We start from the raw sequence: 23,880 nt of genomic DNA, 5'->3' as shown, positions 1-23,880 counted from the left end.
GTTTCGATACGCGCGGCTTCGCCCCGCTACTCAACCGGCGGGCTCCGGCAGACGCTGGTTGAGTAGCCGCGGAGCGGCGTATCGAAACCCCCGCGTGGGCGGTTTCGATACGCGCGGCTTCGCCCCGCTACTCAACCGGCGGGCTCTGGCGCTACTGCAGAGCTGAGGTGAGCCGCGCGAGGTTGTCGAGGATGGTCGACCGCAGCGGCTGCTTCAGCCACTCTTCGAGGGTGAGCTCGCGGCTCAGCTCGCGGTAACCGTCTTCGACCCCGCGCATCTCGCGCACGAAGCTGGCGCCGCGCACCATCATCGAGATCTCGAGGTCGAGGTTGAACGAGCGGATGTCCATGTTGCTCGACCCGATCACCGCGAGATCGTCGTCGATGGTGAAATGTTTCGCATGCAGGATGTACGGGGCCCGGTACAGCCAGATGCGCACCCCCGCGCGCAGCAGCGCCTCATAGTACGAGCGCTGGGCGTGATAGACGCCGGCCTGGTCGCCGATCTCCGACACGAACAACTCGACGTCGACACCCCGCTGGCTGGCCGTGGTGATGGCGTAGAGCATGGAGTCGTCGGGCACGAAGTACGGCGAGGTGATGATGACCTTCTTCTGCGCGTAGTACATCAGCGCCAGAAAGAGCCGCAGGTTGTTCTCGCCCTCGAACCCCGGCCCACTCGGCACCAGCTGGCAGTCGAGCGCGTCGGGGGAGGAGTCGACCATCTCGTCGTCGATCTCGACGGTCTCGCGGGCCAGCAGCTCGTTCGTCTCGCTGTACCAGTCGGTGATGAAGATGGCGTTGATACCGCTCACGACCGGGCCCTCGACCCGCGTCATCAGATCTTGCCACTTCAGGCCGCGGCGCAGGTTGCTCTTCTTGTTGTAGCTGCGGTCGATGAGATTCTGCGAGCCCATGAAGCCGACCGTGCCGTCGATCACCAGCAGCTTGCGATGGTTGCGCAGGTCGGGTCGTTGCCATTTGCCCTTCAACGGCTGAACCGGCAGCATGAACTGCCAGGCGACCCCGATGTCGGTGAGCTTCTTGAAGGTAGCCCGGTGCGTGGATGTTCGTACCGACGCGATGTGGTCGAGCAGCACCCGCACGGTCACCCCGCGCTGCACCGCCGCCTCGAGGGCCGCGAAGAAGTCGGCGGTGACGCTGTCGAGCGCGATGATGTAGAACTCGCAGTGCACGAACGTCTTCGCCCGGTTCACCTCGGCAGTCATCGCCGCGATCGATGCCGCGTAGTCGCCGATCAGGTGCGCACTGTTGCCGCCGACCAGCGGCATCGCCCCCAGCTGCCGGTTGAGGCGTACGACTGAGCGCAGCCAGGTGGGCCATGGCTGGTCGTCGCTGACGAGCTCGATGCCCTTCGTGGTCTCGATGATGAAGCTGTTGATGGCGGCCTGCTTGTCTCGGCGTTTCTTGGGCAGCTTGTAGCTGCCGATGAGCAGGAAGAAGGTCACGCCGATATAGGGGATCAGGAAGATCGCCAGCAGCCAGGCCATTGCCGACGTGGGCCGCCGGTTGCGCGGCACCACGATGATGGCCGTGATGCGCACCGCCAGGTCGACGAGCAGGGCCGCAACGATGATGATGATCGCGAGCTGGTCGCTGTCCATGTCTGTCTCCCGGGGTCGAGGCTCGTAGTGAGTCGAGGCTCCTAGTGAATTGTTCCATCTACGTAGCGCCACAGCCCGCGTTGCCGCACGAAGCGACTCGTTTCGTGCAGGGCGGATGCCCGGCCGTCGAGCCTGAAACGGGCGACGAATTCGACCGTGCCCGTCTCTTCGAGCATCCCGCCGCCCGTGCGCGACAGAATGTCGAGGCGATAGAAGCGCTGTGCCGGGTCGAGGTCGAGGGTCGCCGGCCGGGTGTCGGCATGCCAGGTGGCCAGCAGGTACGGGGCGTCGCCCACCACGAACGCCGAGTAGCGCGAGCGCATCAGGCGCTCGGCCGTCGCCGACGGGGTGACGCCGCGGTGGGCCGGCGCGCAGCACTCGCCGTAGGTCAGGCCGCTGAGGCAGGGGCAGCGATCGTCGTCTGCCGGAATCACAGCTCGGTGAGACCCGAACCGATGATGACCACACCGATCATGAGCATGATGAGCACGGTCACGATGCGGCTGTTCTTGGTGATCCACGACCGGGCCGCCACCAGGCGCGGCTGCATCTTGACCGGCGAGGCGAGGGTCACGATGATCGGCGTCGCCACGGTCGACGCCCCGATCACGGTGTAGACCGCAATGGCGATGGCGCTCTCGGCGGGGTCGACTCCGCTGGCGTGCAGGGCCAGGCCGGCGGCGACGGCCAGCAGCAGCCCCTTCGGCCTGAAGTTCAGGGCGAAGGCGATGCCGAACGCGGGCAGCGCGCCGAACGAGCCGACAGCACGAAGCCACTTCGGCGCGTCGGCCGACGGTGGCTTGCCACGCCCGCGGCGCCACGTGATCAGAGCGAAGACCACCAGGGCCAGCCCGATGACGATCTCGATGATGCCGATGGCGACGGTCGGTTCTGTGCGCGCGGTGTCGGGCAGCGCCTGCGCGAACAGCGTCACCAGCGTGATGACCAGCGCCATGCCGAAGACCCAGCCGATCAGAAAGGGTATGGCGGCGCTGTTGCGCTTGGGCGAGAGCAGAATCAGGATGGTCGCCGTGATCGGTACCGAACTGAGTGCCACCGCGACAGCGATGGGCAACAGGTGTCCCAGTGCCTGCAGCATTCGGCTGGGCTCCTCTTCGTCAGTGCGGTGGGCGGGGTGCTGTCACTCGAGGGCGGAGGTCAGCCGGGCCAGGCCGTCGAGTGCCGTCGACTTCAACGGCTCCCTGTTCCACTCATCGAGTGTCAACAGACTACCGATCTCACGATAGTGCGCTTCGACGGCCCGCATCTCTGCGACAAAACTCTGCCCGCGAACCAGCATCGAGATCTCGAGGTCGAGCAGGAACGATCGGATGTCCATGTTGCTCGACCCGATCACCGCGATGTCGTCGTCGATCGACAGATGCTTGGCGTGCAGGATGTACGGGGCGGGGTAGCGCCAGATCTGCACCCCCGCCTCCAGCAGGGGCCGGTAGTACGACCGCTGGGCATGGAAGACCGGAACCTGGTCGCCGATGGCCGATACGAAGAGCTGCACCTCGAGACCGCGCTTGCGGGCGGCGATGATGGCGTACAGCATCGCCTCGTTGGGCACGAAGTACGGGCTGGTGATGATGACTTTCTTCTGCGCCGAGTAGAGCAGGGCGAGAAAGAGCTGCAGGTTGTTCTCGCCCTCGTAGCCGGGCCCGCTCGGCACGATCTGGCAGTCGAGCGCGGTCGGGCCGGTGGCCGACTCGAGCGCGGTGGGGCTGACGCGGTCGTTCTCGATGATCTCGTCGGTCTCCATGTACCAGTCGCTCAAGAAGACCGCGTTGATGCCCGAGACCGCCGGGCCGGTGAGGCGGGTGATGAGTTCCTGCCACTGCAGTCCGCGCTTGATGTTCTTGGGGGAGTTGTAGCTGCGGTCGATGAGGTTCTGCGAGCCCATGAAGGCCACCCGGCCATCCACCACCACCAGCTTGCGATGGTTACGCAGGTCGGGCCGCTGGTACTTGCCCTTGAACGGCATCACCGGCAGCATGTACGACCACTTCACGCCGATGCGGTCGAGTTCGGCGAAGGTCTCTGCGCTGTGTGCGACCTTCTTCGACGAGATGTGGTCGGCGAGCAGTCGAACCGTGACACCGCGTGCGACGGCGTTCTCCATCGCGGTGAAGAACGGCTTCGTCACGCTGTCGAACGAGACGATGAAGTACTCGACGTGCACGAATGTGGTCGCCGTGTCGATCTCGGCGGCCATCGTGACGATGCCACCGTTGTAGTCGTCGATGAGGTGGGCAGTGTTGCCTCCGATCATCGGAACGGCGCCGAGGTTCTGGTTCATCACGGTGACGTTCTCGAGCCACGGTGCCCAGGTCGAGCGGTCGGAGACGAGGTCGACCCGGGGAACGGCAGAGGCGATCATGGCGTCGATCTGCACCTGCTTCTCGCGGCGCTTCTTCGGCAGCTTCGCGCTGCCCAGAATCAGGAAGAACAGGATGCCCACGTAGGGAATGAAGAAGATGGCCAGCAGCCAGGCCATGGCCGCCGTCGGCTTGCGATCGCGCGGAATGATGATCAGCGCCGCGATCTTGATCGCCAGATCGACGACGAAGAAGAGAATGCTGACGAGCAGCGTCACTTGCTGTGCGTTCACGCCGATCTCACTTTCCTGCTCAGTGAGACTGAGTATGGCAGTCGGGTTTGTCGGCTGTCTGCTCTGAGCCGCAAGATCGTTCCCTCGGTATGAGACAGGTGATGCGAAGTCGACGTGCGGCCGCCGACGCCGTTATGGTTGTCGCAACCGGCGCACTCTGCCGTCGGTGAGCAGCATGAGGGGTTCGAAGATGACCGACCACGCACCGTCTTCGTCGCCACCCGACGACAGCGCACTTCCCACGCCCGACGGCGCCCGAACGGGCATCGCCGCGCTCGGCGGGCGATACCCGCGCGGCACGATCATCCTGCTCGGTCTCGCCGCGGCGACCGTCACCGCCATCGGGCTGAGCGGCATCCGCGGCATCCTGGCCCCGACGCTGCTCACACTGGTGCTGACGATCTGCGCCCACCCCGTGCGCACGCTGCTCGAGAAGCGCGGGGTTCCGCACGGCATCGCCACCGGATCGGTGATTCTCGTCGTGTTCCTGCTGCTGGCCGGGTTCACCTACACTCTGATCATCGCGTTCGCCCAGTTCGCGTCGATGCTGCCGCAGTACTCCACCCAGCTCGACGCCGCGGGGTCGAACATCACGTCGTGGCTGGCCAGTATCGGCGTCGACCAGGCCCAGATCACGCAGATCACCAGCGGCTTCAACCCCAGCACCATCGTGAGCTTCGCGCAGGGCATCCTCGGCAGCGTGTTCGGCATCACGACCGCCCTCGTCATCGTGCTCACCTTCATGATTCTGATGTCGGCCGACGCGGTGTACGTGCCGACTATTCTCAAACAGCTGTCAGAACGCCAGCCGCACTTCGTCACGGCGCTGCGCGAGTACGCGTCGAACGTGCGCCGCTACATGGTCGTGACCACGGCGCTCGGCATCACGCAAGGCGCGCTGAGCGCCATCGCACTGTGGATCATGGGCGTTCCCGCGGCCCTGCTCTGGGGCCTGCTCGTGTTCCTGTGCAGCTTCATTCCCAACGTCGGGTACTTCTTCGCGCTGATACCCCCGATCGTGTTCGGCTACCTCGTGGGCGGCTGGCCGCTGGTGATCGCGGTCGTGGTGGTGTACGGCATCATCAATGCCGTGGTGCAGTCGATCATCCAGCCCCGCGTGGTGGGCAACGCCGTGTCGCTCAGCCAGACGCTGACCTTCTTCTCGGTGCTGTTCTGGGCCGTGGTGATCGGGCCGATCGGGGCGATTCTCGCGATTCCCCTCACTCTGCTGGGCAAGACGCTGCTGGTCGACTCCGACCCGGCGGCGCGCTGGTCGCGGCCGGCACTCGGGCCGACCGCCGAGACCCGGGCACGCATGAAGGCCGACGATCTGGCGAACAAGGCGGCACGCAGAGAGCGCAGGGCCGCCGAGAAGGTCACGGCACCGGCGCCGACACCCGTGCAGACGCAGACGCAGCCCCCGGCTCCCACGCCGCCCGCCGCGGCCGGTACGGAAGGCCCGGCAGGAGACGAGTGACACACGATGACCCTGCTTCTCGCCGACGAGTTGTTCGATGCCCAGGCGATCCGCGCGCTGGCCTACACCACCAGCGGCGGAGCTGAGCTGGGCGAATGCATCGACACCACGAGCCGCATCACGAAGACCGACGCCACGCTCTGGTACGACGAGTGGCTGGCCACCGCCCACCGGGTGCGGGCAGTCGGCGACGGCGCGGCGTCGGCGGGCAACGCCGTCAGTGCGCGAGGCGCGTACTTTCGGGCATCCACCTACTACCGCACCGCCGGTCTGATGCTGATGGGGGCGCCACTGGATGATCGGCTCGTCACGAGCCACGCCGCGAGTGTCGAAACGTTCTGTGCCGGTGCGGCGCTGCTCGACCTGCCGCCCGACGTGCTCGAGCTGCCGTTCGGCGAGACCACCCTGCCCGCCTACTTCTACCGGGCATCGCCTGACGACGGCCCCCGGCCCACCGTGATCCTGGTCGATGGCTACGACGGCACGGCAGAAGAGCTGTACTTCGCCAACGGGGCCGCAGCGCTCGCGCGGGGATACAACGTGCTGGCCTTCGACGGGCCCGGCCAGGGGTCGATGATCATCGACCGCGGCATCCCGTTCCGGCCCGACTGGGAGACGGTCATCGTGCCGGTGGTCGACTACGCGCTCAGCCGGCCCGAGGTCGACCCGGCACGCATCGCGGTTCTCGGCTGGAGCTTCGGCGGCTACCTGGCACCGCGGGCCGTCACGGGTGAGCACCGCATCGCCGCCTGCATCTCAGACTCGGGCCCGTACGATCTCTACGCCAACATCTCATCGCGCCTGCCCGACATGCTCGAACGCCAGGTGCCCGACGGCAACCGGCTCGCGCTCACCGTGCTCGACCGGGCCCTCGAGGCCCGAATGAAGAAGGTGTCGGGCGGCTGGGCACTGCGGCGGTGCGTCTGGGTGCACGGCGTGCATGACCCGCTCGAGTACTTCGAGGTGGCCCGCGACTACAGTCTGAACGGCCTCGAGCACCTCATCGAGTGCCCGCTCTTCATCTGCCGCACCGACGGCGACGACATCAGCGAGGCCCAGGCCGACTTCGCGGCCGCCGTCACCGTGCCGCACGAGTACGTGGTGTTCTCAGCCGACGAGGGCGTCACCGGTCACTGCGAGATGACCGGGCGTGCGCTCTTCCACCAGCGGGCGTTCGACTGGCTCGAGGGCGTCTTCGCCGACCTCTGAGGCGGTGACCGCAGCCTGGCGGGTAGACCCGTTGGCCGCACGCAGCCTGCCGAACGCCAACTCGAGATCGGCGATCAGGTCGGCCTCGTCTTCGATGCCCACCGAGAGCCGCACCAGCCCGTCGTAGATGCCGAGCCGGTCGCGGTCGGCCGGGCTCAGGTGAGCGTGCGACGTCGTCGCGGGGTGCAGCACCAGCGAGCGCACGTCGCCCATGTGCGACATGCGGCTGAACAGTTCGAGCGAGTCGATCACGGTTCGGGCATCCTCGGTGCCACCGGCCAGGGTGAAGCCGAACACCGAGCCGGTTCCGCGCGGGTAGTACTTCACGGCGACCGCGTGCGAGGGGTTCGACGCGAGGCCCGGGTAGTCGACCGAGGTGACCTCGGGCTGCTGCTCGAGCCAGGTCGCAATCGCCAGCGAGTTGCGCGAGTGGCGCTCGACCCGCAATGACAGCGTCTCGAGGCCCTGCTGCAACAGAAACGCGTTGAACGGCGAGATGGTCGGGCCGAGGCGGCCGGCGATGACCGAACGGGTGTACTCGAGGTAGGCCGATCGGCCGAACTTCTCGCTGAGCGTGGGGCTGCCCGGGCCGGCGATCGGGGTGGAGAACTGCGGAAACTTCTCGGGGTAGCGTGCCCAGTCGAACGCGCCGCCGTCGACGACGACCCCCGCCAGCGACGCGCCGTGCCCGCTCAAGAACTTGCTCGCCGAGTGGATGACGATCGACGCCCCGTGCTCGATCGGCCTGATCAGGTACGGGGTCGAGGCCGTGCTGTCGATGACGAACGGCAGGCCCTCCTCGCGGGCGAAGTCGGCGATCAGGCCGATGTCGATGAGGTCGTTCTTCGGGTTCGGGATGGTCTCGCCATAGATCGCGCGTGTATTCGGTCGCACGCGGCTCTTCCACTCGGCCAGGTCGTGCGGGTCTGACACGAACTCGACCTCGATGCCCAAGCGCTCGAAGTTCTCGCGGAACAGGGTCTTCGAACCCTCGTAGAGGCTCGGCGTCGACAGCACATGGTCGCCGGAGCGCACGATGCCCAGCAGGGCCACGGTGATCGCCGCCTGGCCGCTGGCTACCAGCAGTGAGTCCACACCGTGCTCGAGGGCGGTGATCTTGGCCTCGACCGCCGTGCTCGTCGGGTTGGCATAGCGCGTGTAGACGAGGCCGCCGTCGCCGCCCGCGAAACGCTCACGGGCGTGGTCGAACGAATCGAAGACGAAGCCGGCCGTGAGGTAGATCGGGGTGATGCGGGCGCCGACGTCGCCGTCGATGATCTCGCCGGCGTGCACCTGCTCGGTCGTGAAACCGAAGTTGTCTTCGCCGTAGGCCTGGCCGGTGGTCGTCATCGTGTGGTACTCCTTCGCTTCGCCCACGCTACGGATCGCCGGGCCGGGCATCCAATCGGAGCTTCACAGAACGCAACAATCGCGAGTGGTCGCCCGCGGGTCGGAGACACTGGAGGCATGGCACAACCGCAACACTTCGGATGGTTCTTCGGCCGCGGCTTCGGCCCGCAGGGCTGGGGTCGGCCCGACTACTCATGGAACTACCAGTGGCAGAAGCCGCAGATCTACCAGCAGTCGATCCGCGAACTCGAGCAGGCCGGCTTCGACCTGCTCATCATCGAAGACGCCCTCTCGCTCGGGTCGCCCGACACCCTCGACCTGCGGGTGAATGCGGCCTACGGCGGGCCGAAGCACGACCCACTGATGCTCGCGCCCTACCTGTTCGACGTGACCTCGCACATCGGCATCGCCCCGACGGTGAACGCCGGTGCCTACCCGCCCTACCTCGCTGCCCGCCAGTTCGCGACGCTGCAGCACCTCAGCGACAGCCGCTTCGGGGTCAACGTGGTCACCGATGTGAAGAGCGCCCGGCACTTCGGGCTTGCCGAACTCTCGCACGACGGCGCGTACGACAGGGCCGAGGAGTGGCTGGGCGTCATCCGTGAGCTGTGGCACAGCTGGGACGACGGGGCCTATGTGAACGATGTCTCCTCCGGCCGCTTCGCCGACGGCAGCCGGTTGCGGCCGGTACAGCACGCGGGGGAGTACTTCTCGCTCGAGGGCCCGCTCAACGCGATTCCGTTCGACGCCGGCGACCCCGTGATCGTCTCGCCCGGCGGATCGGGGCGCGGCCTCGCCTTCGCCGGCCGGCACTCCGAGGTGCAGTTGGCGCTCGCGGCGCTCAACCCGGCCAGCATCACCGCCTACCGGCAGAAGATCCACGATGCGGCCGTGGCGCAGGGGCGCGCGGCGTCTGACATCGCCGTACTCTTCGTGATCAAACCCGAGATCGTGGCAAGCGACGAAGAGGTTCAGCGCGTGGTTGCTGCGTCTGAGCATCCCACCGACGACGAACTCTACGACGTGCTCGCCGCCCAGTCGAGCGACCTGGAGACCAACCTCACCGTGCTCGACCTCGACAAGCCCATCGGGCCCGACGTGTTCGGGCAGCACGTGTCGCAGGGCACCATCAACAACCTCGTCGGCGCCGGCGGAGACCGCGACACCGACACCCTGCGCCAGATCGCGACGCGCAAAGCTCGCAAGGGCCGCCTCTCTGACGGCAGCGGGTTCGTCGGCACGGCCCACCAGTTCGCCGACTTCGTCGAAGAACTCGGCGAGGCCGGCAACGACGGCTTCATCATCAACGGCGACCTGCACCCGGTGACGGTGCACCGGATGCTCGACAGCACGGTTCCGGTGCTGCGGTCGAGGGGACTGCTGCGCGACTCCTTCGGCGGGGGAGGGTTGCGGGCGAACCTCGCCGACTTCTGACCCGCCCTTCTGGCCGGCTGTGGCGGTCGGCGATGCGGGAGACGTCTCGTAGAGTGGGCGCATGCAGGTCGACGCCGTCATCATCACCGCCATGGACGATGAGGCGCAACCCTTCATCGACCGCGCGAGCGTAGTCGGCGCCGCCACCCGGGTGGGGCATGCGGTCTACCGCGAACTCACGCTCGCCGGGCATCCGGTGCTGCTCGTACGCAGCGGAATCGGCCTCGTGAACGCCGCCGGCGCTGCCACCTCGGCCATCCTGGCCACGGCGTCCGGTGGCATTCCTGGCCCGATCGTGATCAGCGCCGGCACCGCGGGCGGCCTCGGCGCCGATGTGCAGGTCGGCGACGTGGTGGTCGGAGCCGAGTACGTCAACGTCGACGCCGACGCCCGCGTCTTCGGCTACATTCTGGGCCAGGTGCCCAAGATGCCCGCCCTCTACCGGGCCTCAGACGACCATATCGCCGCGGCCGCCGCACTGCCCGCGCCGGCCGCGCCCGCCTCGGCGCCTTCAGTTCCCGAAGCCCGGAAGCCCACCCCCGCGCCACCAGCCTTCGCGCCCACCTCGGCGCCCCGGGCGCCCGACTCCGCTGTTCACACCGGCATGATCGTCTCGAGCTACTCGTTCGTCACGTCGGCCCGCGCCGCCGAGATTCTCGGGCAGTTTCCGCCGTCGCTCGCCACCGACATGGAGTCTGTCGCCATCGCCCAGACCTGCCACGTGTTCGGCCGACCCTTCCTCTCGGTGAGGGGCATTTCCGACCTCTGCACCCCGGCCCCCACCGACTTCCTTACCCACGTCGACGATGCCGCCGACCGTTCGGCGACCGTCGTGCTCTCACTCCTCGACGCCCTCACGGGTGCGACTCCCGCTGCCCCCGGACTTCTCCGCGACCCCGTCTAGCTGCGGTCAGCGCCGCGAGAGCTTGACCACCGGGATCAGGCGGCCGCCCGCCTTGGCCTCGTAGTCGCGAAAGCCGGGGGAGCGGCGGGTGAACTGCGCCCAGCCGGCGTCACGGGCCTCGCCCTGCAGTGCCTCCGCGCGCACGTCGATCGTCTCGATCGTGTCGCCGACGCCGACCTCCACCGCGACCTCCGGATGCCCAAGCAGATTCGCATACCGGGCCGGATTGTCGGGCGCACCCGCCGCCGACGCCGCGACCAGCCACGACCCGTCGGGCTGCGGGATGCCCATCACCGGGCTGATGCGCTCCACACCGCTCTTCGCACCGATCGTGTGCAGCAGCACCAGGCTCGACCCGAACCCCGCCGTCTCGACGCGGCCGCCGTTGGCGCGGAACTCGGCGATGATCCTGTCGTTGAACCCACTCATGCCTTCACGCTAGCGAACTCGCCGCAGAACGGTGTCGTCGAGTCGGCCGAGAGGTCGGGGCGGTCGGCGGCGGGACGCGGCGGGTGCACGAGCATCCGGCGGTCAGGCGTCGATGTGCAGGTGCACCTCGACGAGGCTGCCCACGTCGAGGTCCTCGCGCAGCTGCACCACCCTCTTCACCGGAACGATGTAGCCGCCGTCTTTCGGCCAGAGCGCCGTCGTGGTCTCGGTGCGGCCGATGCGCAGAGCGACCGGCACCATGCCCCAGCCGTACGTCACGAGCGGGGCGACCTGGTGGATGAGATCGCACTCCGGCTCGGGCACCGTCACGAAGTGGTAGGGCGCCGGCCCCCGCCAGTACCAGAGGTCGCCCCGAAACTGCAGCTTCATGGCGACAGCCTACGCAGGGCCCTAAGCTCGAGCGAACGGCTTTCGACGATGACGGGGCGTGACATGAACGACGACGAGGTGCAGTCTGAGCTGGCTCAGGATGGCGCACAGACGCTGCTCGAGACCGCAGCGCTGGCACGGCTGGCCTACAACGGTCTCGACGCACAGCCCCGCGTGATACCCACCGGGTTCTTCTGGACCGGTTCGGCGGTGGTGTTCTGCACCGCCGTGCCGTCGCCGAAGGTGCGGGCGCTCGCGCAACGGCCGCAGGTCGCGGTCACGATCGACGTCGGCGGAACTCCGGCCGACGCGAGGTCTCTGCTGCTGCGCGGAACCGTGACGCTCGAGACGGTCGACGGTATTCCGGCGGAATACCTGGCGGCCGCCCACAAGACGATGTCTGAGGAGGAGGTCGCCGGGTTCGAGCAGCAGGTGCAGACGATGTACCCGCAGATGGTGCGCATCTCGCTGGTGCCCCGCTGGGCGCGCTACTACGACTTCGGGGCAGGCCGCCTGCCCGCCTTCCTGCAGCGCCTGGCCGACAACGCCTGACGGCTGGTGCAGGGGGGTCGGCGACGTCGTCGGGTTGCCGGCGACATAGCAGACATGGCCGGTGTTGTGGAGGCCCAGCAACCGTATTGCGGCGTACACGCAGCCGCACGGTTAGACTTGCCGCCGGCCCGCCCACGCAGGGCCGCAGACAAGGGCGACAGCCCGAGCCGATGTGCAACGCGACGCAGATGAGGTGGTCATGGGAACCCTGAACTATGACACGGTACTGAAAATCGACTTCGACGATCGTGTGCTGGCGCACATCCAGATCGTCATCGGCGCGAAGCTGCGCCGGGGAGAGTCGCTCTACTTCAGCTGGCGCGACGACGACGGCATCGGCGACGGCCGCACCACGGTGTGGCTGCACCCCTCGTTGCCGCTCGTCTACAAGTACTTCGGCAGCAAGATGCCGCGCATCAACCCCGCCTGGATCGAGCTGCTCACCGAGTCGGCCAACTCGAACGGCGGGCTGCAGCTGCTGCCCGAACCCGAGGTCACCCCGCCGACTCCGAACGGGGGCGGGCTGTGAAGCGCATCAACATCATCTACGGCGGCCAGCCGTACAGCATCGGCGGCCGCGAGCTCGATGACGTCATGGCCGAGATCGGCGCGGGACTGCGCTCGCCCGAACCGCGCTGGCTGACGGCGAATTTCGGCGAGGGCATGCCCCGTGAGGTGCGGCTGCTGCTGACGTCGGGTGTCGACCTGGCGATCATCCCGGTGCCCGGGGTCGACGAAGACGCTGCCGAGTCGTCGGGCGAGGCGCCGCCGCCGAAGGCCCGCTGAGCCCCCGCCCTATCTGCCATACCTCACGCGTACAAGCCCTATGGTCAGCCGGACACATTAGTTAGGTTCTGAGAATGAAAGCTATCCACTACGCGGGCGGCGAGCTGCTCACCGGCGACGACATTGCCGACGCGGTCGTGCACTACGCCGAAGCGCTTGCCCGTAAGAACACGTCTGCGGCGGTGGAGATCCCCTCTCGGCTCGCCGATGGCAGCATTGTGCAGGTGAGCCTGCTGCTCGGACCGGCCAGTCAGCTCGTCGCAATTCCCCAGCCCGGCGACGCCGAAGAGATCACCGATGCCGAGCTCGTCGGGGCGTTCAACACCCAGGCCGCGCGCCTCGGCGACCCGGCACCGCTCACCAGCGACGGTACGCCCGACTTCCACGAGGATGACCTGCAGTAGCCCCGTCAGCCGCTCGTGGGGCGCGCGTCCTCGCCTGTGTCGCGTTCGGCGTCCCCGGTCATCGGATGCTCCGATACCGCTCGAACACGACGCTCGAGGCGAACGTGCGAGCCTCGATCATGCTGAACGGCCGTGGTTCGGCGAGCGGGGGCAGGTAGGGCGTGCCACCACCCAGCACCACCGGATAGCGGAACACCCGCAGCTCGTCGATGAGGCCGAGCCGCAACGCCTGAGCCGCGAGGTCTGCGCCGCCGATCGAGACGTCGTCGTTCGTCGCCTCGAGCGCCCGGGCGACCTCCTCGGCCACTGATTCCTCGGCGAGCCGGGTGTTGCGTCCGAGGTCGCCCGCCCCGCCGAGCGTGCGACTGAACACGACCTTGGGCAGCGCCGTCCACACGTCTGCGAACGCGGCCCCCTCCTCGGTGGAGCTCAGCGACGGGTCGGTCTCCCAGACCCGCATCGTCTCATACAGTCGTCGCCCCAGCAGGTAGCCGCCGAGCGCCCCGACCTGCTCGAGGTGGAACCGCACCACCTCGTCGCTCGGAATGGTCCAGTCGAACCGGCCGGCGCGGTCGGTGACGAACCCGTCGATCGACGCGCTCATCGAGTAGATCAGCATCCCCCGATTTTTCCACGCTCGAGCGCCGAAGTCAGCCCAGGGTGGCCGAGCCTGGTGCGACCGATGGACGTGGTCGTAGTCTTCCAGTCAACGAAGAATCGGAGGGTTCGTCATGTCGGCGGTTGTTCTGTACATGTCGATGTCGCTCGACGGCTTCATCGCCGGACCGAACCAGAGCAGAGAGAACGGCCTCGGCGATGGGGGCGAGCGACTGCACGAGTGGATCTTCGATGGCGCCCCCGTGCCCGACGACCTGACCGAGACCGCGGCGCGGCTCGACGGCGCGAACCAGCAGGTGGCCGGCGAGCTGATGTCGACCGGCGCCGTCGTCACCGGGCGGGGCACGTTCGAGGCGGCGGGCGGGTGGGGCGGCGATCACCACGACGGCGTTCCCATCTTCGTGCTGAGGCGCGGCGAGCCCGAGCCCGAGTGGAGCGGTTTTTCGCGCGTGACGTACGTCGGCGACATCGTGAGCGCTGTCGAGGCGGCGAAGCGGGCTGCGGGTGAGCGCACGGTGCTGATGCACGGAGCGACCGCCGCGCGGCTCGCCCTCACCGCGGGAGTGCTCGACGAACTCGAGATCCACCTGGTGCCCGTGCTGCTGGGTGGCGGCACACGCCTCTTCGACGGCCTGCCGGCGCACCAGATCGAGCTCGAACGCGTGCGCACCCTCGAGGGCGCGGGCAACATGGTGCACCTGCACTATCGCGTGCTGCGCCGAACCGAGGCGGCGCAGTGAAGCTCACCACCATGACGCAGATCACCGTCGACGGGGTGGTGCAGGCCAACGGTCACGCGACGCCCGACGAACTGGCCGCCGGGTTCGAGCGCGACGGCTGGGCGATGGGGGTCTTCGCCGATGACACCGGCGACCTCATCACCGAGACCTACCGGCGCGCCGACGCCTTTCTCTTCGGCCGGCGCACCTATGAGATGTTCGAGCAGAGCTGGGGAACAGACGAGCGGATGCGCGAGCATCCGATCGGCGTCGCACTGAACAGCGCCCCCAAGTATGTGGTGTCGAACTCGCTGACGGCCCCGACATGGAACCCGACCACCATCCTGTCGGGCGATGTCGCCGCCGCCATCGCGTCGCTGAAGGCGGCGCCCGGCGGCGAGCTGCAGGTGCACGGCAGCACGATGCTGATTCGCTGGCTGCTCGCGAACGAGTTCATCGACGAGCTCACGCTGCTCACGGTGCCCGTCGTGCTGGGGCAGGGTGCGCGCCTGTTTCCCGAGGATGGTCGCGACGTGGCGCTCGAGCTGCTCCAGTCGCACTCCGACACCCGCGGCGTCACCGTTCAGGTGTACCGCCCCGCGGGCCGCCCCGTCTACCGCCCGAACCGCCCGCGCTGACCTCTATGCACACCGGTCGGTACCAGTGGACTACGCTGGAGCGCATGACAGAGGTGGAGAAGGGACCGCGGGGTCTGCGCAGCGGCCGGGGTGCACGCGAGCGCATCCTCGGCGCGTCGCAGCAGCTGTTCCCCGCTCGGGGCATCAACACCACGGGCGTCGATCAGCTCTGTGCCGTGGCCGGCGTGTCGAAGCGCACGCTCTACCAGCACTTCGTCGGCAAAGACGAGCTGGTGGCCGAGTATCTGCGACGATTCGATCCCGGCATCCTGCCCGAGGTCTTCGACAACGCCGAGCTCACCTCTCGCGAGAAACTCTTCGCTGTGTTCGACGTGCACGCGCCGCTGTGCCCGTTCATCCAGGCGGCCGTCGAGATCGGCGACCCCGCGCATCCGGCCCGCCAGTTCGCCCGCGACTACAAGATCGCGTTCGCTGCTCGCATCACCGATGCCGCCCGCGAGGCCGGGGCCGACCACCCCGAGCGGCTCGGTGACCAGCTGGCGCTGCTGCTCGATGGCGCTTCGGCGCGCAGCCGTGTGCTCGACGCCGACTCGTTCGCGACCGCTGCCGCGATTGCCGTCGTGCTCATCGACAGCGCGGTTCCCGTGGCCCCGCCTGTGCCTGTGCCGGCGCGTGCGCCTGTGCCCGTGCATGAGCCGGCCGCCGGCGACCTCAGCGTAGGTTGAGCCCGAGCGAGAAGTCGAACCCCACGCCGTTGCGGGCCACGCCCATCTCCAGCAGGCTCGCTCCCTCGAGCCAGTGCGCCATGCTCAGGGCTCCGGCGTCTCGCGGCTGAAGTCCGATGCTCGTGATGAACTCCGACAGGCTGGCCTTGGCGTCGGCGTCATCGCCGGCCATGAACACGTCGAGCGGGCCGCCGGCGGCCAGAACGCCGCGGAAGAGGGTGTTGAACGCCTTCACCACATGGGTGCTCGTGGGGGAGACCTCGGCGACCTGCTGGGCGATCGAGGTGTCGTGGGCAATGGCCAGTCCCGTCGCATCGGCGTTGAAGGGGTTCGTGATGTCGACGACGATCTTGCCGGCCAGCGCCTCGCCGAACTCCTTCGCGACCGCAACGGCGCTCTCGAACAGCACCGCCAGAATGACGATGTCACCGGCGGGCACCGCACCCCACGTTCCGGCCGTGGCACCGTTGCCGAGCTCGCTGGTGAGGGCCGCGGTCTTAGCGGTGTGTCGGCCGATGACCTCGACAGAGTTACCGCCCCGCAGGGCCAGGGTGCCGATCGCTCCGGCCATGTTTCCCGACCCGATGATGCTGATGCTGCTCATGGTGTGGCTCCGTCCGTTTATGTACACCGATCTGCGTACTTAACGTAGCCTCGCACACGCCTCAACACAAGGGCACGCCGCTGGGGTGACTGGCGGCACACCGCCCTTCGGTGGCGGGATTGGGCGAGCCGATAGTCATTCGATGAGTCGCTGTAGCCTCTGAAGCGTTTTCAGAGCAGCCTCGAGCTCGGCGCGGGGGATGGCTGACGGCGTCGAAGCCGCCCAGGCCGACCGCACCGGCTCTATGCGGGCCAGGGCCGCCTCTCCGGCGTCGGTGATCGCGACCAGCGGCGCCCGCAGATCGGCGGGATTGGGGGAGCGCACCACCAGGCCGGCGCGCTCGAGGCGTGCGACAGTCTCTTGCACGCTCTGACGACGAAGCCCCCGGCCGCGGGCTATCGACGCGACAGATGCGGGTGCATCGGCAACCCGGCCGAGCACCTGCCACCGCGCGGCAGACAGGCCGGAGGTTGCGGCGATTCGATCACCGGCAGCCAGCAGTGCGCCGTTCAGCTGGAAGATCTCGTCGATCAACGTCGTGAAGATGTCATCCACGTCGACCACTCTCCCATATTGACAGGCCCCTGTCAAAAGGCAGAAGATCTGTTCATGACCACGTCTGCAGCCTCGATCGCGCGCCTTATCGTCTCTGTCTCATCGGTCGACACCGCGCTCGAGTTCTATCGGGGCATCCTGGGGCTCGAGCTGGCGAAGAGCGTCGGTGGGTTCGCCTGGTTGTCGACGGCCGACGGCATCGAACTGCTGCTGCACGAGCGGGAGTCGTCGCCGAGCGACACGGCGGTCGCGATCGGCTTCGTGGTCGACGACGTGGAGGGAATGGTTGTGCGGTGGCGCGGTCGCGGCGGCACGATCATGCAGCAGGCCGCCGCGCAGCCGTGGGGAGAGACCATGGCGGTGGTTCGCGACCGCGACGGTCACGTCGTGTGCCTGTCGAACCGGCGCTGAGCTACGGGCGGGCATCCAGGAGTGTCGTGGCACGGCTCTCGGGAACGCCGAGCAGGAGCAGGCTCGCCATGGTCGCCGCGCGGGCGCCGAGGTTGCCCTGCGACCGATCGCTGTCGGCAATGGAGAACACGGTGGCGTAGGCGACCTGGCTGAGGATGCCCGCCGGCAGATGCCGGGCGAACACCCCGCTGTTCTGGCCCCGTTGCACGAGTGCGGCGAGTGCCCGGTCGACCGATCCCAGCAGGGAGTGGATCTCGTCGCCGTACTCGCCGCGCCGCAGCGCCAACAACACTCGGTAGCGGTGTGCCAACGGCCACAGGCGCGCGACGAAGTCGACCCACTCCTGGTCGGCCGTTGCCTCGGCACCGGCCACCTCGACACCGTTCACTGCGGCGCCGGTCACCTCTGCACCGGTCACCACGGCGCCGCTCACCTCGGCACCGGTCACCTCGGTCAGCACGGCTTCGATCTCGCCCACCGCCCGCTGTGCAAGGGTGCGCACGAGATCTGAGCGGGTGGGGAAGTGCCCGTAGACCGTGCGGCGCACTACGCCGGCGGCTGAGGCGATGTCGCCCATTCCGGCCTCGGGGTTCTCGCCCAGAACCTCGAGCGCAACGTCGAGAATGCGGTCGCGTGTGTCGTTCATGGCGCGAGCACGGGCGGATTCGATCTGCACCAGCCCATCATTGCACATCCGTGTGCAATGGAGTAGGTTGCACAGTGGTGTGCATTGCACATCCGTGTGCAGTGGAATGGTATCCGCTCGCATCCGACCGTCAGCAATCCACCTCAGGAGACCACAGTGACGACCTCAGCCACCCCTGCATCTTCCCCGCTCATCCGGCCCTTCACCATTGCGGTGCCAGACTCCGAGATCGACGACCTGAAGCTCCGACTGGCCCGAACTCGGTGGCCCGACGCGGAGACGGTCGCTGACTGGTCGCAGGGTGTGCGCCTGGAGAGCGCACGATCGCTCGTCGACTACTGGCAGAGTGAGTACGACTGGCGCCGGTTCGAGGCGGAGCTCAATCGTCTGCCTCAGTTCATGACCGCGATCGACGGGCTCGACATTCACTTCATCCACGTCAGATCGAGGAACGCGAACGCCCTGCCGCTCATCCTGACGCACGGATGGCCGGGGTCGATCGTCGAGTTTCTGAAGCTCATCGGGCCACTGACCGACCCGGTGGCGTTCGGGGGAGACGCGGCAGACTCGTTCGACGTCGTCATCCCATCGCTGCCCGGATTCGGGTTCTCGGGTAAACCGACAGAGACCGGATGGAGTGTTGCGCGCATCGCGAGCGCCTGGAGCGAACTCATGGCACGGCTGGGTTATGAGAAGTGGGCGGCACAGGGGGGCGACTGGGGCGCCATCGTGACCACCGCACTCGGGGCCATGCGGCCTGAGGGGCTGCTCGGCATCCACCTGAACACGCAGTATGCCTTCCCGGCGCAGATACCCGACATCCTGTCGCCCGAAGAGAGCGACGCCGTGGCCACTCTCGCCCGTTACACCGGTGAACTCGGCGGGTCGAACCACCTGCAGGCCACGAAGCCCGAAACGGTCGGCATCGCGCTGGCCGACTCGCCGGCGGGGCAGGCGGCCTGGATCTACGAGAAGTTCCAGTCGAAGACCGACAACGACGGGCTCGCCGAAGACGCGCTCAGCACGGACGACATGCTCGACGCGATCTCGCTGTACTGGTTCACCAACAGCGCCGCATCATCTGCCCGCATCTACTGGGAGAACTACGCAGGCGGCCTGGCCGGCCCGAAGCTGACGTTGCCGGTCGCTGTGACTGTCTTTCCGGCAGACATTCCGCGTCTGCCACGAAGCTGGATCGAAGTCACCTACACCGACCTGATCCACTACGGGGAGGCCGACAGGGGAGGGCACTTCGCGGCCCTTGAACAGCCCGGCATCCTGGTCGACGAAATCCGCACAGGCCTGCGCTCCCTCCGCGTCGGAGATCGACCGTAGCCTTCCGTCTCTCGCATGACGATCTGTGGCGCGCATGCAGAGCCGTGCGGATGGGGGAGCAGGGCAGGTCTGCGGTGGTCAGAGATGCGATCGTCCCTCGCGCTGCGCGTCTCGACCGAACAACGGCATCTGGTCGATTCCGTGGCTCGTGAGCGCGTAGAACGCGGGCAGGAGCAAGAAGATCACTGACGCGATCAGAGGGTCGATGAGAAGACCGGCCGTTCCCGCCGCCAGATACAGCAGCACGCCAATGAGGGCCCGTGGGCGTTCGCGTGCGAAGTAGCGATCGTCGACGTTCTCCTTCGTGAGTTCTGGGTGGCGCGCCAGATACCAGAAGAACACCAGCCATGACAGGCACAGAAGCGCGCCGACCAGCGCGTACAGCGCGACCGCGACACGTTCGTCGGTCGGGTTACCGGTTCTGGCCGTGTTGGCGATGACGGCCGTCGGCCAGGGCACCAGGGCGAGTGTGGCGAGGATACCCAGATTGGCCCACTGCAGCCCGACATCCATCTCGCGGATTCGTGTGAACGCGGCCTTGTGATTGAGCCAGATCACCGCCAGGTACGTGTACGAGGCCGCATAGGCGAGGTAGGTCGGCCACTCATCCAGCAGACCGGCCAACAGCCCTCCCGGCTCGGTGTCGGGTGGCCTGAGATCGAGCACGAGGAGCGTGATGACGATCGCAATGATCGCGTCGCTGAAGGCGATCGCTCGGCCGGGCTCCGAGCGTGTCGCCGTGTTTCGCCGCTTTCGCTGGTCACCCTCATCGCTCTGTGTCACTGGCTGCACCCTTCTCGGCGGCAGACCGATGGCCTGCCGCCGTGCTCGAGTCTCGTTCCTCGTGTGTCTCTGCGAATTCGCGCAGGATGCGCTCGCAGAAGGCGGGGAGGTCGCCTGGTGATCGGCTGATGGTGAGCGTGCCACCGGTGGCCACAGTTTCGTCGACGACCTCGGCTTTGGCGTTGCGCAGATCGGTGCGGATGCTCGACCACATCGTGAGACGTCGTCCTCGTGTCCGGTCGGCTTCGGCGACGCGCCGTCAATTCAACTCGGCAGCCATCTCACGCCGCCGCCGACGCCAGATCGGGGTGCAGAACGACCTTGGTCCAGCCGTCGTCACGGTTGTCGAAATGCTCGTACGCGTCGGGAGCGTCTTCGAGCGACAACTCGTGGCTGACGATCCACGACGGGGTGGCTTTTCCTGCGGCAATGAGGTCGCGCAACTGACGGTTGTACCGTTTGACCGGGCACTGGCCGCTACCGAGCTTCTGCCCGCGGAACCAGAACTCGCCGAAATCGAGAGCGACCTCGCCCTGCTTGGCCAGCTTGTCGGATGCCCCAGGATCCTGGGGGATGAACACCCCCACGACACCGATCTCGCCGGTGAAGCGCACCGACCTCACCAATCGGTTCAGCGTCAGGTTCGGTTGTTCGTTTCCCTGCGGATCGTGGGCTTGGTAGCCGACGCATTCGCAGCCGTTGTCGGCACCCAGCCCCATCGTCATCTCATTGACGGCTTCGACGGGGTCGACCTTCGAGTCATCGATCGGGATCGCTCCGATCTCTTCGATCTTCTTCAGCCGGTCGGGGTGTCGGTCGACGACCATCACCTTGCTCGCGCCTTTGAGGATGGCCGAGTAGGCGGCCATGCAGCCCACCGGCCCGGCTCCGTAGATGACGGTCTGATCACCTGGTTTGACGTGAGCGAGTTCGGTGGCGTGGTATCCGGTCGGAAAGATGTCGGCGAGCATCACATAGTCGGCCTGCTTCTCTTCGGCGTCGTCGCCCAGTCGTAGGCAGTTGAAGTCGCCCCACGGCACACGCAGCAGGTCTGCCTGGCCGCCGGCCCATGGACCCATGTCGGCGAAGCCGTAGGCCGCACCTGCCCATTCTGGGACGGGCTGGGCCGTAAGGCAGTAGTTCGTGAGGCCGCGTTCGCAATTCTTGCAGTGCCCGCACGCGACATTGAACGGGATGACGACGTAATCGCCGACCTTCACCTTGTCGACACCGTCGCCGACCTCGATGACCTGGCCTAAGTTCTCGTGGCCGAACCACCGACCGGTTTCGAAGTCGGTTCTGCCTTCGTACATGTGCAGATCTGACCCGCAGATGTTCGTGGTGGTGATACGTACCAGCACATCGGTCGCACGCTCGATCCGGGCGTCGGGAACGTCGATGACGCTGACCTTGCGCGGACCTTCGTAGACTACCGCTTTCATTTTCTTGCCTTCCAACTATGGTGAACGATGAATGGGAATCAACAGATGATGTCGGCTGTCATGAATGTCCTCGATTTCTTCGGCTGCCAGCGTGCGAGCACGCTGTCTGGATCATCGGACGCGGTTAGGGCTGGAACACCGCCCGCACGCATCCGTCGCTCTTCTCCTTGAACATCGCGTAACCGTGAGGCGCATCGTCGAGGGGCATGACATGGGTTGCGAGGTGCTCTGTCGTGAGTTCGTTCCGCGCCATCCGTTCAAGAAGCATCGGGATGTACCGGTGTCCGTGCTGTTGCGCGGAACGGAGGGTGAGGCCCTTGTTCATGAGTGGCCCCAGCGGGAATTTGTCGACGAAACCGCCGAACACGCCCAGAACGAAGACGCTTCCACCCTTGCGGGCGGCGAAGATCGCCTCTCGAACGGCGGTGGGCCGGTCGGTCTGCAATCGCAGTTGCTGCTTGACCTGGTCATAGGCGAAGTCGATTCCGTCGCTGTGTGCTTCCATTCCCACTGCTTCGATGCCACACCGCCACGGTGTCGCCCGGCTGCACGCCGCCCAAATGCGCTCCCATCCATCCGGTCGGTGCTGAATCCGAGGCGAAGAGCGCTCGTTCGTTGCTCACGCCCTCGGGAACCGTGAACGCGCCCTGATCGGCGTACGGCACCCGGATGTACTCGGCGTGACTGCCCGCCCAGCCGCCCAGCGCGTGTGAATAGCCGTAGCAACCACCGGGCGCCTGACCCCAGAGCATCTCTGGGATTCCGGCGTTGGGGTTGCCGTTGTCGCAGAGCGAATACAGCTCGTTCTGGCAGTACCAGCACTTGCCGCAGCTGATGAACGAGCACACCACCACGCGGTCGCCGACACGGTGTCTCGTCACGGCAGACCCGACCTCGACAACCTCTCCGAGGAACTCGTGGCCGAGCACATCCCCGGCTCGCATGGTCGGCACGTAACCGCCCAGCAGATGCAGGTCTGACCCGCACGTGGTGGTCAGGATCACCCGCACGATGATGTCCTGGCTGTTGAGGATGACCGGATCATCGACCCTCTCGACGTCGAGTTTGTTCACTCCGGTCCAGCACAGAGCCTTCACAGCACACCCTCGCCTTTCGCCTCGTCTTCGGCCTTGTCGACGGCCGCTCCGAAGAGCGTGGTCGGCCGATGCCCGTGGGGCCGCGGGGTCGCCCGTAGATTCTCGCCCGTCTCGAAGAGCTGCTTCGCATCGCGCAACGCCGCACGCACGGCCCGCTGCGGGTCGTCAGCGGTGAGCGTCGAGGTGTCTGCGTCAGCTCGCAGGCGCGCATGAACCTCGAATCCTTTGTCACCGGGAGCTTTGTCCACTCGAATCACGAGCAGCTCGGCGATCCGCTGCAGCGGATCGGGGTAGCCGCCTGACGTGAAGGCCGCATCATCCCCGAGAATCGTCACTGCCTTCCAGCCCTCGGGGTGCCGAGCATCCCCGTTCGAATCGGGTCGCTCCCGAACGAGTGTTCTCGCCACGAGGCCTGCGGCCACGCCGACCGCGCCGGCGGCGACTGATGTCTTCACGCCCATTTCTCCTCCTTTAGTCACGGAGGGCGGATCTTCTCCGAAAGGCGCCCTCGACATGAACGCGGCAATCGTAGGCACCGGCCGACTGCGTGGAAGTGGGGCTTCACACACCTCTGTAACAGGAGGACAATCGATATCGCTCAGCTGCGCACCCAGTGCAACGTCTCGGCAGAGGCGTGTGGATCACGAATACGATCCGAGGAAATCGTGGTCAGAAGTGCTGTAGGCGACCCTGCCATCCTCGGCAGTGACAATCAGTCCAGTCGAGCTGTCGGCTGAGGTGGCGAGCGCTTCGAGCCACACCCGGCTTATCGTCGGCATGCGGCCGCCGAGAAACTTGAAGTAGATCGGGATGTTCGGAGTGAGCCAGATCGACGCGCGGCCGTCTCCGGTGACGGGGGAGTCTTTCCACGACATCAGAAACGACTGTTCGCGCTGAAACTTCTGCACGATGACGATCTGCAGATGGGTGAGCAGGCGATCGTCGAACTGAACCTGCGTGCCGTCATATCTGATGTAACCCATCACGTCTCCCAAGGTCGACTCAGACACAAGAGACATCCAGGTCAGCGGTGCCGCCGGCGTCGAAGAGTTATCGCCAGTCTCCTCTTCGGCCGGCGCGGAGTCCATCTTCCTACGCCCTGCATGTTCGCTACGCCCCGCAATGCCGAGCCCACCTCTGGGAGCTTGCGGGCGAGATGCACCGGCAGCTCGC

The 23,880-nt window shown here is 66.8% G+C and carries 30 protein-coding genes and 1 pseudogene; 13 read left to right on the top strand and 18 right to left on the bottom strand.

The window, feature by feature from the left end; genetic code table 11:
* Nucleotides 1-151: 151 nt before the first annotated feature.
* Genes cls (V3W46_RS19200) through cls (V3W46_RS19185) form a run of 4 tightly spaced genes read right to left on the bottom strand, consistent with a single transcriptional unit; the run spans nucleotide 152 to nucleotide 4,238 of the window.
* Nucleotides 152-1,624, bottom strand: coding sequence for a cardiolipin synthase (cls, locus tag V3W46_RS19200; protein WP_331784742.1), 1,473 nt, complete (start codon nucleotides 1,622-1,624; stop codon nucleotides 152-154).
* A 41-nt stretch (nucleotides 1,625-1,665) separates the two neighbouring features.
* Entirely contained in the window at nucleotides 1,666-2,058 is a 393-nt protein-coding gene (locus V3W46_RS19195) for a YchJ family protein (protein WP_331784741.1), read from the bottom strand.
* A complete protein-coding gene (locus tag V3W46_RS19190; RefSeq protein ID WP_331784740.1) occupies nucleotides 2,055-2,723 on the bottom strand; it encodes a GAP family protein in 669 nt (222 codons plus the stop codon). Before V3W46_RS19190 ends, V3W46_RS19195 begins: the two co-directional genes overlap by 4 nt.
* Nucleotides 2,724-2,765: 42 nt before the next feature.
* The gene (gene cls, locus V3W46_RS19185; RefSeq protein WP_331784739.1) at nucleotides 2,766-4,238 is read right to left on the bottom strand and encodes a cardiolipin synthase; all 1,473 of its coding nucleotides are present in this window, start codon (nucleotides 4,236-4,238) and stop codon (nucleotides 2,766-2,768) included.
* A gap of 190 nt (nucleotides 4,239-4,428) precedes the next feature.
* On the opposite strand from cls (V3W46_RS19185), the gene V3W46_RS19180 reads away from it, so the two are divergent.
* Both V3W46_RS19180 and V3W46_RS19175 read left to right on the top strand, forming a co-directional pair.
* Nucleotides 4,429-5,715, top strand: a complete 1,287-nt coding sequence (locus tag V3W46_RS19180) for an AI-2E family transporter (RefSeq protein WP_331784738.1) — start codon at nucleotides 4,429-4,431, stop codon at nucleotides 5,713-5,715.
* A 6-nt stretch (nucleotides 5,716-5,721) separates the two neighbouring features.
* Nucleotides 5,722-6,924 carry an alpha/beta hydrolase family protein gene (locus tag V3W46_RS19175; RefSeq protein ID WP_331784737.1) on the top strand — a complete coding sequence of 401 codons (1,203 nt, stop codon included), beginning with the start codon at nucleotides 5,722-5,724 and terminating at the stop codon, nucleotides 6,922-6,924.
* Here V3W46_RS19175 and V3W46_RS19170 read toward each other — a convergent pair.
* Nucleotides 6,823-8,274 carry an O-acetylhomoserine aminocarboxypropyltransferase/cysteine synthase family protein gene (locus V3W46_RS19170; RefSeq protein ID WP_331784736.1) on the bottom strand — a complete coding sequence of 484 codons (1,452 nt, stop codon included), beginning with the start codon at nucleotides 8,272-8,274 and terminating at the stop codon, nucleotides 6,823-6,825. The genes V3W46_RS19175 and V3W46_RS19170 overlap by 102 nt on opposite strands.
* Before the next feature lie 117 nt (nucleotides 8,275-8,391).
* Between V3W46_RS19170 and V3W46_RS19165 the strand changes: the two genes are divergently transcribed.
* Nucleotides 8,392-9,708 (top strand): LLM class flavin-dependent oxidoreductase, encoded by a 1,317-nt coding sequence (locus tag V3W46_RS19165; protein WP_331784735.1) that lies wholly within the window; start codon nucleotides 8,392-8,394, stop codon nucleotides 9,706-9,708.
* Nucleotides 9,709-9,769: 61 nt separating this feature from the next.
* On the top strand, nucleotides 9,770-10,612 hold the full coding sequence (locus V3W46_RS19160; RefSeq protein ID WP_331784734.1) for a 5'-methylthioadenosine/S-adenosylhomocysteine nucleosidase: 843 nt from the start codon (nucleotides 9,770-9,772) through the stop codon (nucleotides 10,610-10,612).
* 6 nt (nucleotides 10,613-10,618) lie between these two features.
* Here the strand turns inward: V3W46_RS19160 and V3W46_RS19155 are convergent, their stop codons facing one another.
* Both V3W46_RS19155 and V3W46_RS19150 read right to left on the bottom strand, forming a co-directional pair.
* The gene (locus V3W46_RS19155) at nucleotides 10,619-11,041 is read right to left on the bottom strand and encodes a nitroreductase/quinone reductase family protein (RefSeq protein ID WP_331784733.1); all 423 of its coding nucleotides are present in this window, start codon (nucleotides 11,039-11,041) and stop codon (nucleotides 10,619-10,621) included.
* Between the two features lie 102 nt (nucleotides 11,042-11,143).
* Nucleotides 11,144-11,431: a DUF1905 domain-containing protein gene (locus V3W46_RS19150; RefSeq protein WP_331784732.1), complete on the bottom strand. Its 288-nt coding sequence runs from the start codon at nucleotides 11,429-11,431 to the stop codon at nucleotides 11,144-11,146.
* A gap of 63 nt (nucleotides 11,432-11,494) precedes the next feature.
* Between V3W46_RS19150 and V3W46_RS19145 the strand changes: the two genes are divergently transcribed.
* From V3W46_RS19145 to V3W46_RS19130, 4 genes are all read left to right on the top strand, one after another.
* Nucleotides 11,495-11,983 carry a pyridoxamine 5'-phosphate oxidase family protein gene (locus V3W46_RS19145; protein WP_331784731.1) on the top strand — a complete coding sequence of 163 codons (489 nt, stop codon included), beginning with the start codon at nucleotides 11,495-11,497 and terminating at the stop codon, nucleotides 11,981-11,983.
* A 199-nt stretch (nucleotides 11,984-12,182) separates the two neighbouring features.
* The gene (locus tag V3W46_RS19140; RefSeq protein WP_331784730.1) at nucleotides 12,183-12,512 is read left to right on the top strand and encodes a DUF7882 family protein; all 330 of its coding nucleotides are present in this window, start codon (nucleotides 12,183-12,185) and stop codon (nucleotides 12,510-12,512) included.
* Complete coding sequence (locus V3W46_RS19135) at nucleotides 12,509-12,769, top strand: hypothetical protein (protein WP_331784729.1); 261 nt, start codon at nucleotides 12,509-12,511, stop codon at nucleotides 12,767-12,769. Before V3W46_RS19140 ends, V3W46_RS19135 begins: the two co-directional genes overlap by 4 nt.
* 74 nt (nucleotides 12,770-12,843) lie before the next feature.
* On the top strand, nucleotides 12,844-13,173 hold the full coding sequence (locus V3W46_RS19130) for a hypothetical protein (RefSeq protein ID WP_331784728.1): 330 nt from the start codon (nucleotides 12,844-12,846) through the stop codon (nucleotides 13,171-13,173).
* 58 nt (nucleotides 13,174-13,231) lie between these two features.
* Here the strand turns inward: V3W46_RS19130 and V3W46_RS19125 are convergent, their stop codons facing one another.
* A complete protein-coding gene (locus V3W46_RS19125; protein WP_331784727.1) occupies nucleotides 13,232-13,792 on the bottom strand; it encodes a dihydrofolate reductase family protein in 561 nt (186 codons plus the stop codon).
* 112 nt (nucleotides 13,793-13,904) lie between these two features.
* Here V3W46_RS19125 and V3W46_RS19120 point away from each other — a divergent pair, with 112 nt between their 5' ends.
* Genes V3W46_RS19120 through V3W46_RS19110 form a run of 3 tightly spaced genes read left to right on the top strand, consistent with a single transcriptional unit; the run spans nucleotide 13,905 to nucleotide 15,834 of the window.
* Complete coding sequence (locus V3W46_RS19120) at nucleotides 13,905-14,531, top strand: dihydrofolate reductase family protein (RefSeq protein WP_331784726.1); 627 nt, start codon at nucleotides 13,905-13,907, stop codon at nucleotides 14,529-14,531.
* Nucleotides 14,528-15,148 (top strand): dihydrofolate reductase family protein, encoded by a 621-nt coding sequence (locus V3W46_RS19115; protein WP_331784725.1) that lies wholly within the window; start codon nucleotides 14,528-14,530, stop codon nucleotides 15,146-15,148. Before V3W46_RS19120 ends, V3W46_RS19115 begins: the two co-directional genes overlap by 4 nt.
* A gap of 44 nt (nucleotides 15,149-15,192) precedes the next feature.
* The gene (locus V3W46_RS19110) at nucleotides 15,193-15,834 is read left to right on the top strand and encodes a TetR/AcrR family transcriptional regulator (RefSeq protein WP_331784724.1); all 642 of its coding nucleotides are present in this window, start codon (nucleotides 15,193-15,195) and stop codon (nucleotides 15,832-15,834) included.
* On the opposite strand, the gene V3W46_RS19105 is transcribed toward V3W46_RS19110, so the two are convergent.
* Entirely contained in the window at nucleotides 15,821-16,438 is a 618-nt protein-coding gene (locus V3W46_RS19105) for an NADPH-dependent F420 reductase (protein ID WP_331784723.1), read from the bottom strand. The genes V3W46_RS19110 and V3W46_RS19105 overlap by 14 nt on opposite strands.
* A gap of 135 nt (nucleotides 16,439-16,573) precedes the next feature.
* Nucleotides 16,574-16,993: a MarR family winged helix-turn-helix transcriptional regulator gene (locus V3W46_RS19100; protein WP_331784722.1), complete on the bottom strand. Its 420-nt coding sequence runs from the start codon at nucleotides 16,991-16,993 to the stop codon at nucleotides 16,574-16,576.
* Between the two features lie 54 nt (nucleotides 16,994-17,047).
* Here V3W46_RS19100 and V3W46_RS19095 point away from each other — a divergent pair, with 54 nt between their 5' ends.
* Nucleotides 17,048-17,404, top strand: coding sequence for a VOC family protein (locus tag V3W46_RS19095; RefSeq protein ID WP_331784721.1), 357 nt, complete (start codon nucleotides 17,048-17,050; stop codon nucleotides 17,402-17,404).
* Between the two features lies 1 nt (nucleotide 17,405).
* Here the strand turns inward: V3W46_RS19095 and V3W46_RS19090 are convergent, their stop codons facing one another.
* Complete coding sequence (locus tag V3W46_RS19090; RefSeq protein ID WP_331784720.1) at nucleotides 17,406-18,080, bottom strand: TetR/AcrR family transcriptional regulator; 675 nt, start codon at nucleotides 18,078-18,080, stop codon at nucleotides 17,406-17,408.
* A gap of 126 nt (nucleotides 18,081-18,206) precedes the next feature.
* Between V3W46_RS19090 and V3W46_RS19085 the strand changes: the two genes are divergently transcribed.
* The gene (locus V3W46_RS19085; RefSeq protein WP_331784719.1) at nucleotides 18,207-19,385 is read left to right on the top strand and encodes an epoxide hydrolase family protein; all 1,179 of its coding nucleotides are present in this window, start codon (nucleotides 18,207-18,209) and stop codon (nucleotides 19,383-19,385) included.
* Nucleotides 19,386-19,463: 78 nt separating this feature from the next.
* Here the strand turns inward: V3W46_RS19085 and V3W46_RS19080 are convergent, their stop codons facing one another.
* From V3W46_RS19080 to V3W46_RS19050, 7 genes and pseudogenes are all read right to left on the bottom strand, one after another.
* A complete protein-coding gene (locus V3W46_RS19080; protein WP_331784718.1) occupies nucleotides 19,464-20,168 on the bottom strand; it encodes a TMEM175 family protein in 705 nt (234 codons plus the stop codon).
* Nucleotides 20,152-20,406 (bottom strand): annotated as a pseudogene (locus tag V3W46_RS19075) (DJ-1/PfpI family protein); the annotation flags it as partial. The gene V3W46_RS19080 and the pseudogene V3W46_RS19075, both read right to left, overlap by 17 nt.
* A gap of 43 nt (nucleotides 20,407-20,449) precedes the next feature.
* Nucleotides 20,450-21,610, bottom strand: coding sequence for a glutathione-independent formaldehyde dehydrogenase (locus V3W46_RS19070; protein WP_331784717.1), 1,161 nt, complete (start codon nucleotides 21,608-21,610; stop codon nucleotides 20,450-20,452).
* Between the two features lie 124 nt (nucleotides 21,611-21,734).
* Nucleotides 21,735-22,115: a hypothetical protein gene (locus tag V3W46_RS19065; RefSeq protein WP_331784716.1), complete on the bottom strand. Its 381-nt coding sequence runs from the start codon at nucleotides 22,113-22,115 to the stop codon at nucleotides 21,735-21,737.
* Nucleotides 22,078-22,707 (bottom strand): alcohol dehydrogenase catalytic domain-containing protein, encoded by a 630-nt coding sequence (locus V3W46_RS19060; RefSeq protein ID WP_331784715.1) that lies wholly within the window; start codon nucleotides 22,705-22,707, stop codon nucleotides 22,078-22,080. The genes V3W46_RS19065 and V3W46_RS19060 overlap by 38 nt, the downstream gene beginning before the upstream one ends.
* Nucleotides 22,704-23,162, bottom strand: a complete 459-nt coding sequence (locus tag V3W46_RS19055) for a hypothetical protein (protein WP_331784714.1) — start codon at nucleotides 23,160-23,162, stop codon at nucleotides 22,704-22,706. The genes V3W46_RS19060 and V3W46_RS19055 overlap by 4 nt, the downstream gene beginning before the upstream one ends.
* A gap of 186 nt (nucleotides 23,163-23,348) precedes the next feature.
* Nucleotides 23,349-23,717 carry a DUF7882 family protein gene (locus tag V3W46_RS19050; RefSeq protein ID WP_331784713.1) on the bottom strand — a complete coding sequence of 123 codons (369 nt, stop codon included), beginning with the start codon at nucleotides 23,715-23,717 and terminating at the stop codon, nucleotides 23,349-23,351.
* Between the last annotated feature and the right edge of the window lie 163 nt (nucleotides 23,718-23,880).

Origin of the sequence: Subtercola sp. YIM 133946 (assembly GCF_036553535.1) — a bacterium.
GTDB lineage: Bacteria > Actinomycetota > Actinomycetes > Actinomycetales > Microbacteriaceae > Subtercola.
This window is presented reverse-complemented; position numbering and strand designations above follow the sequence as displayed.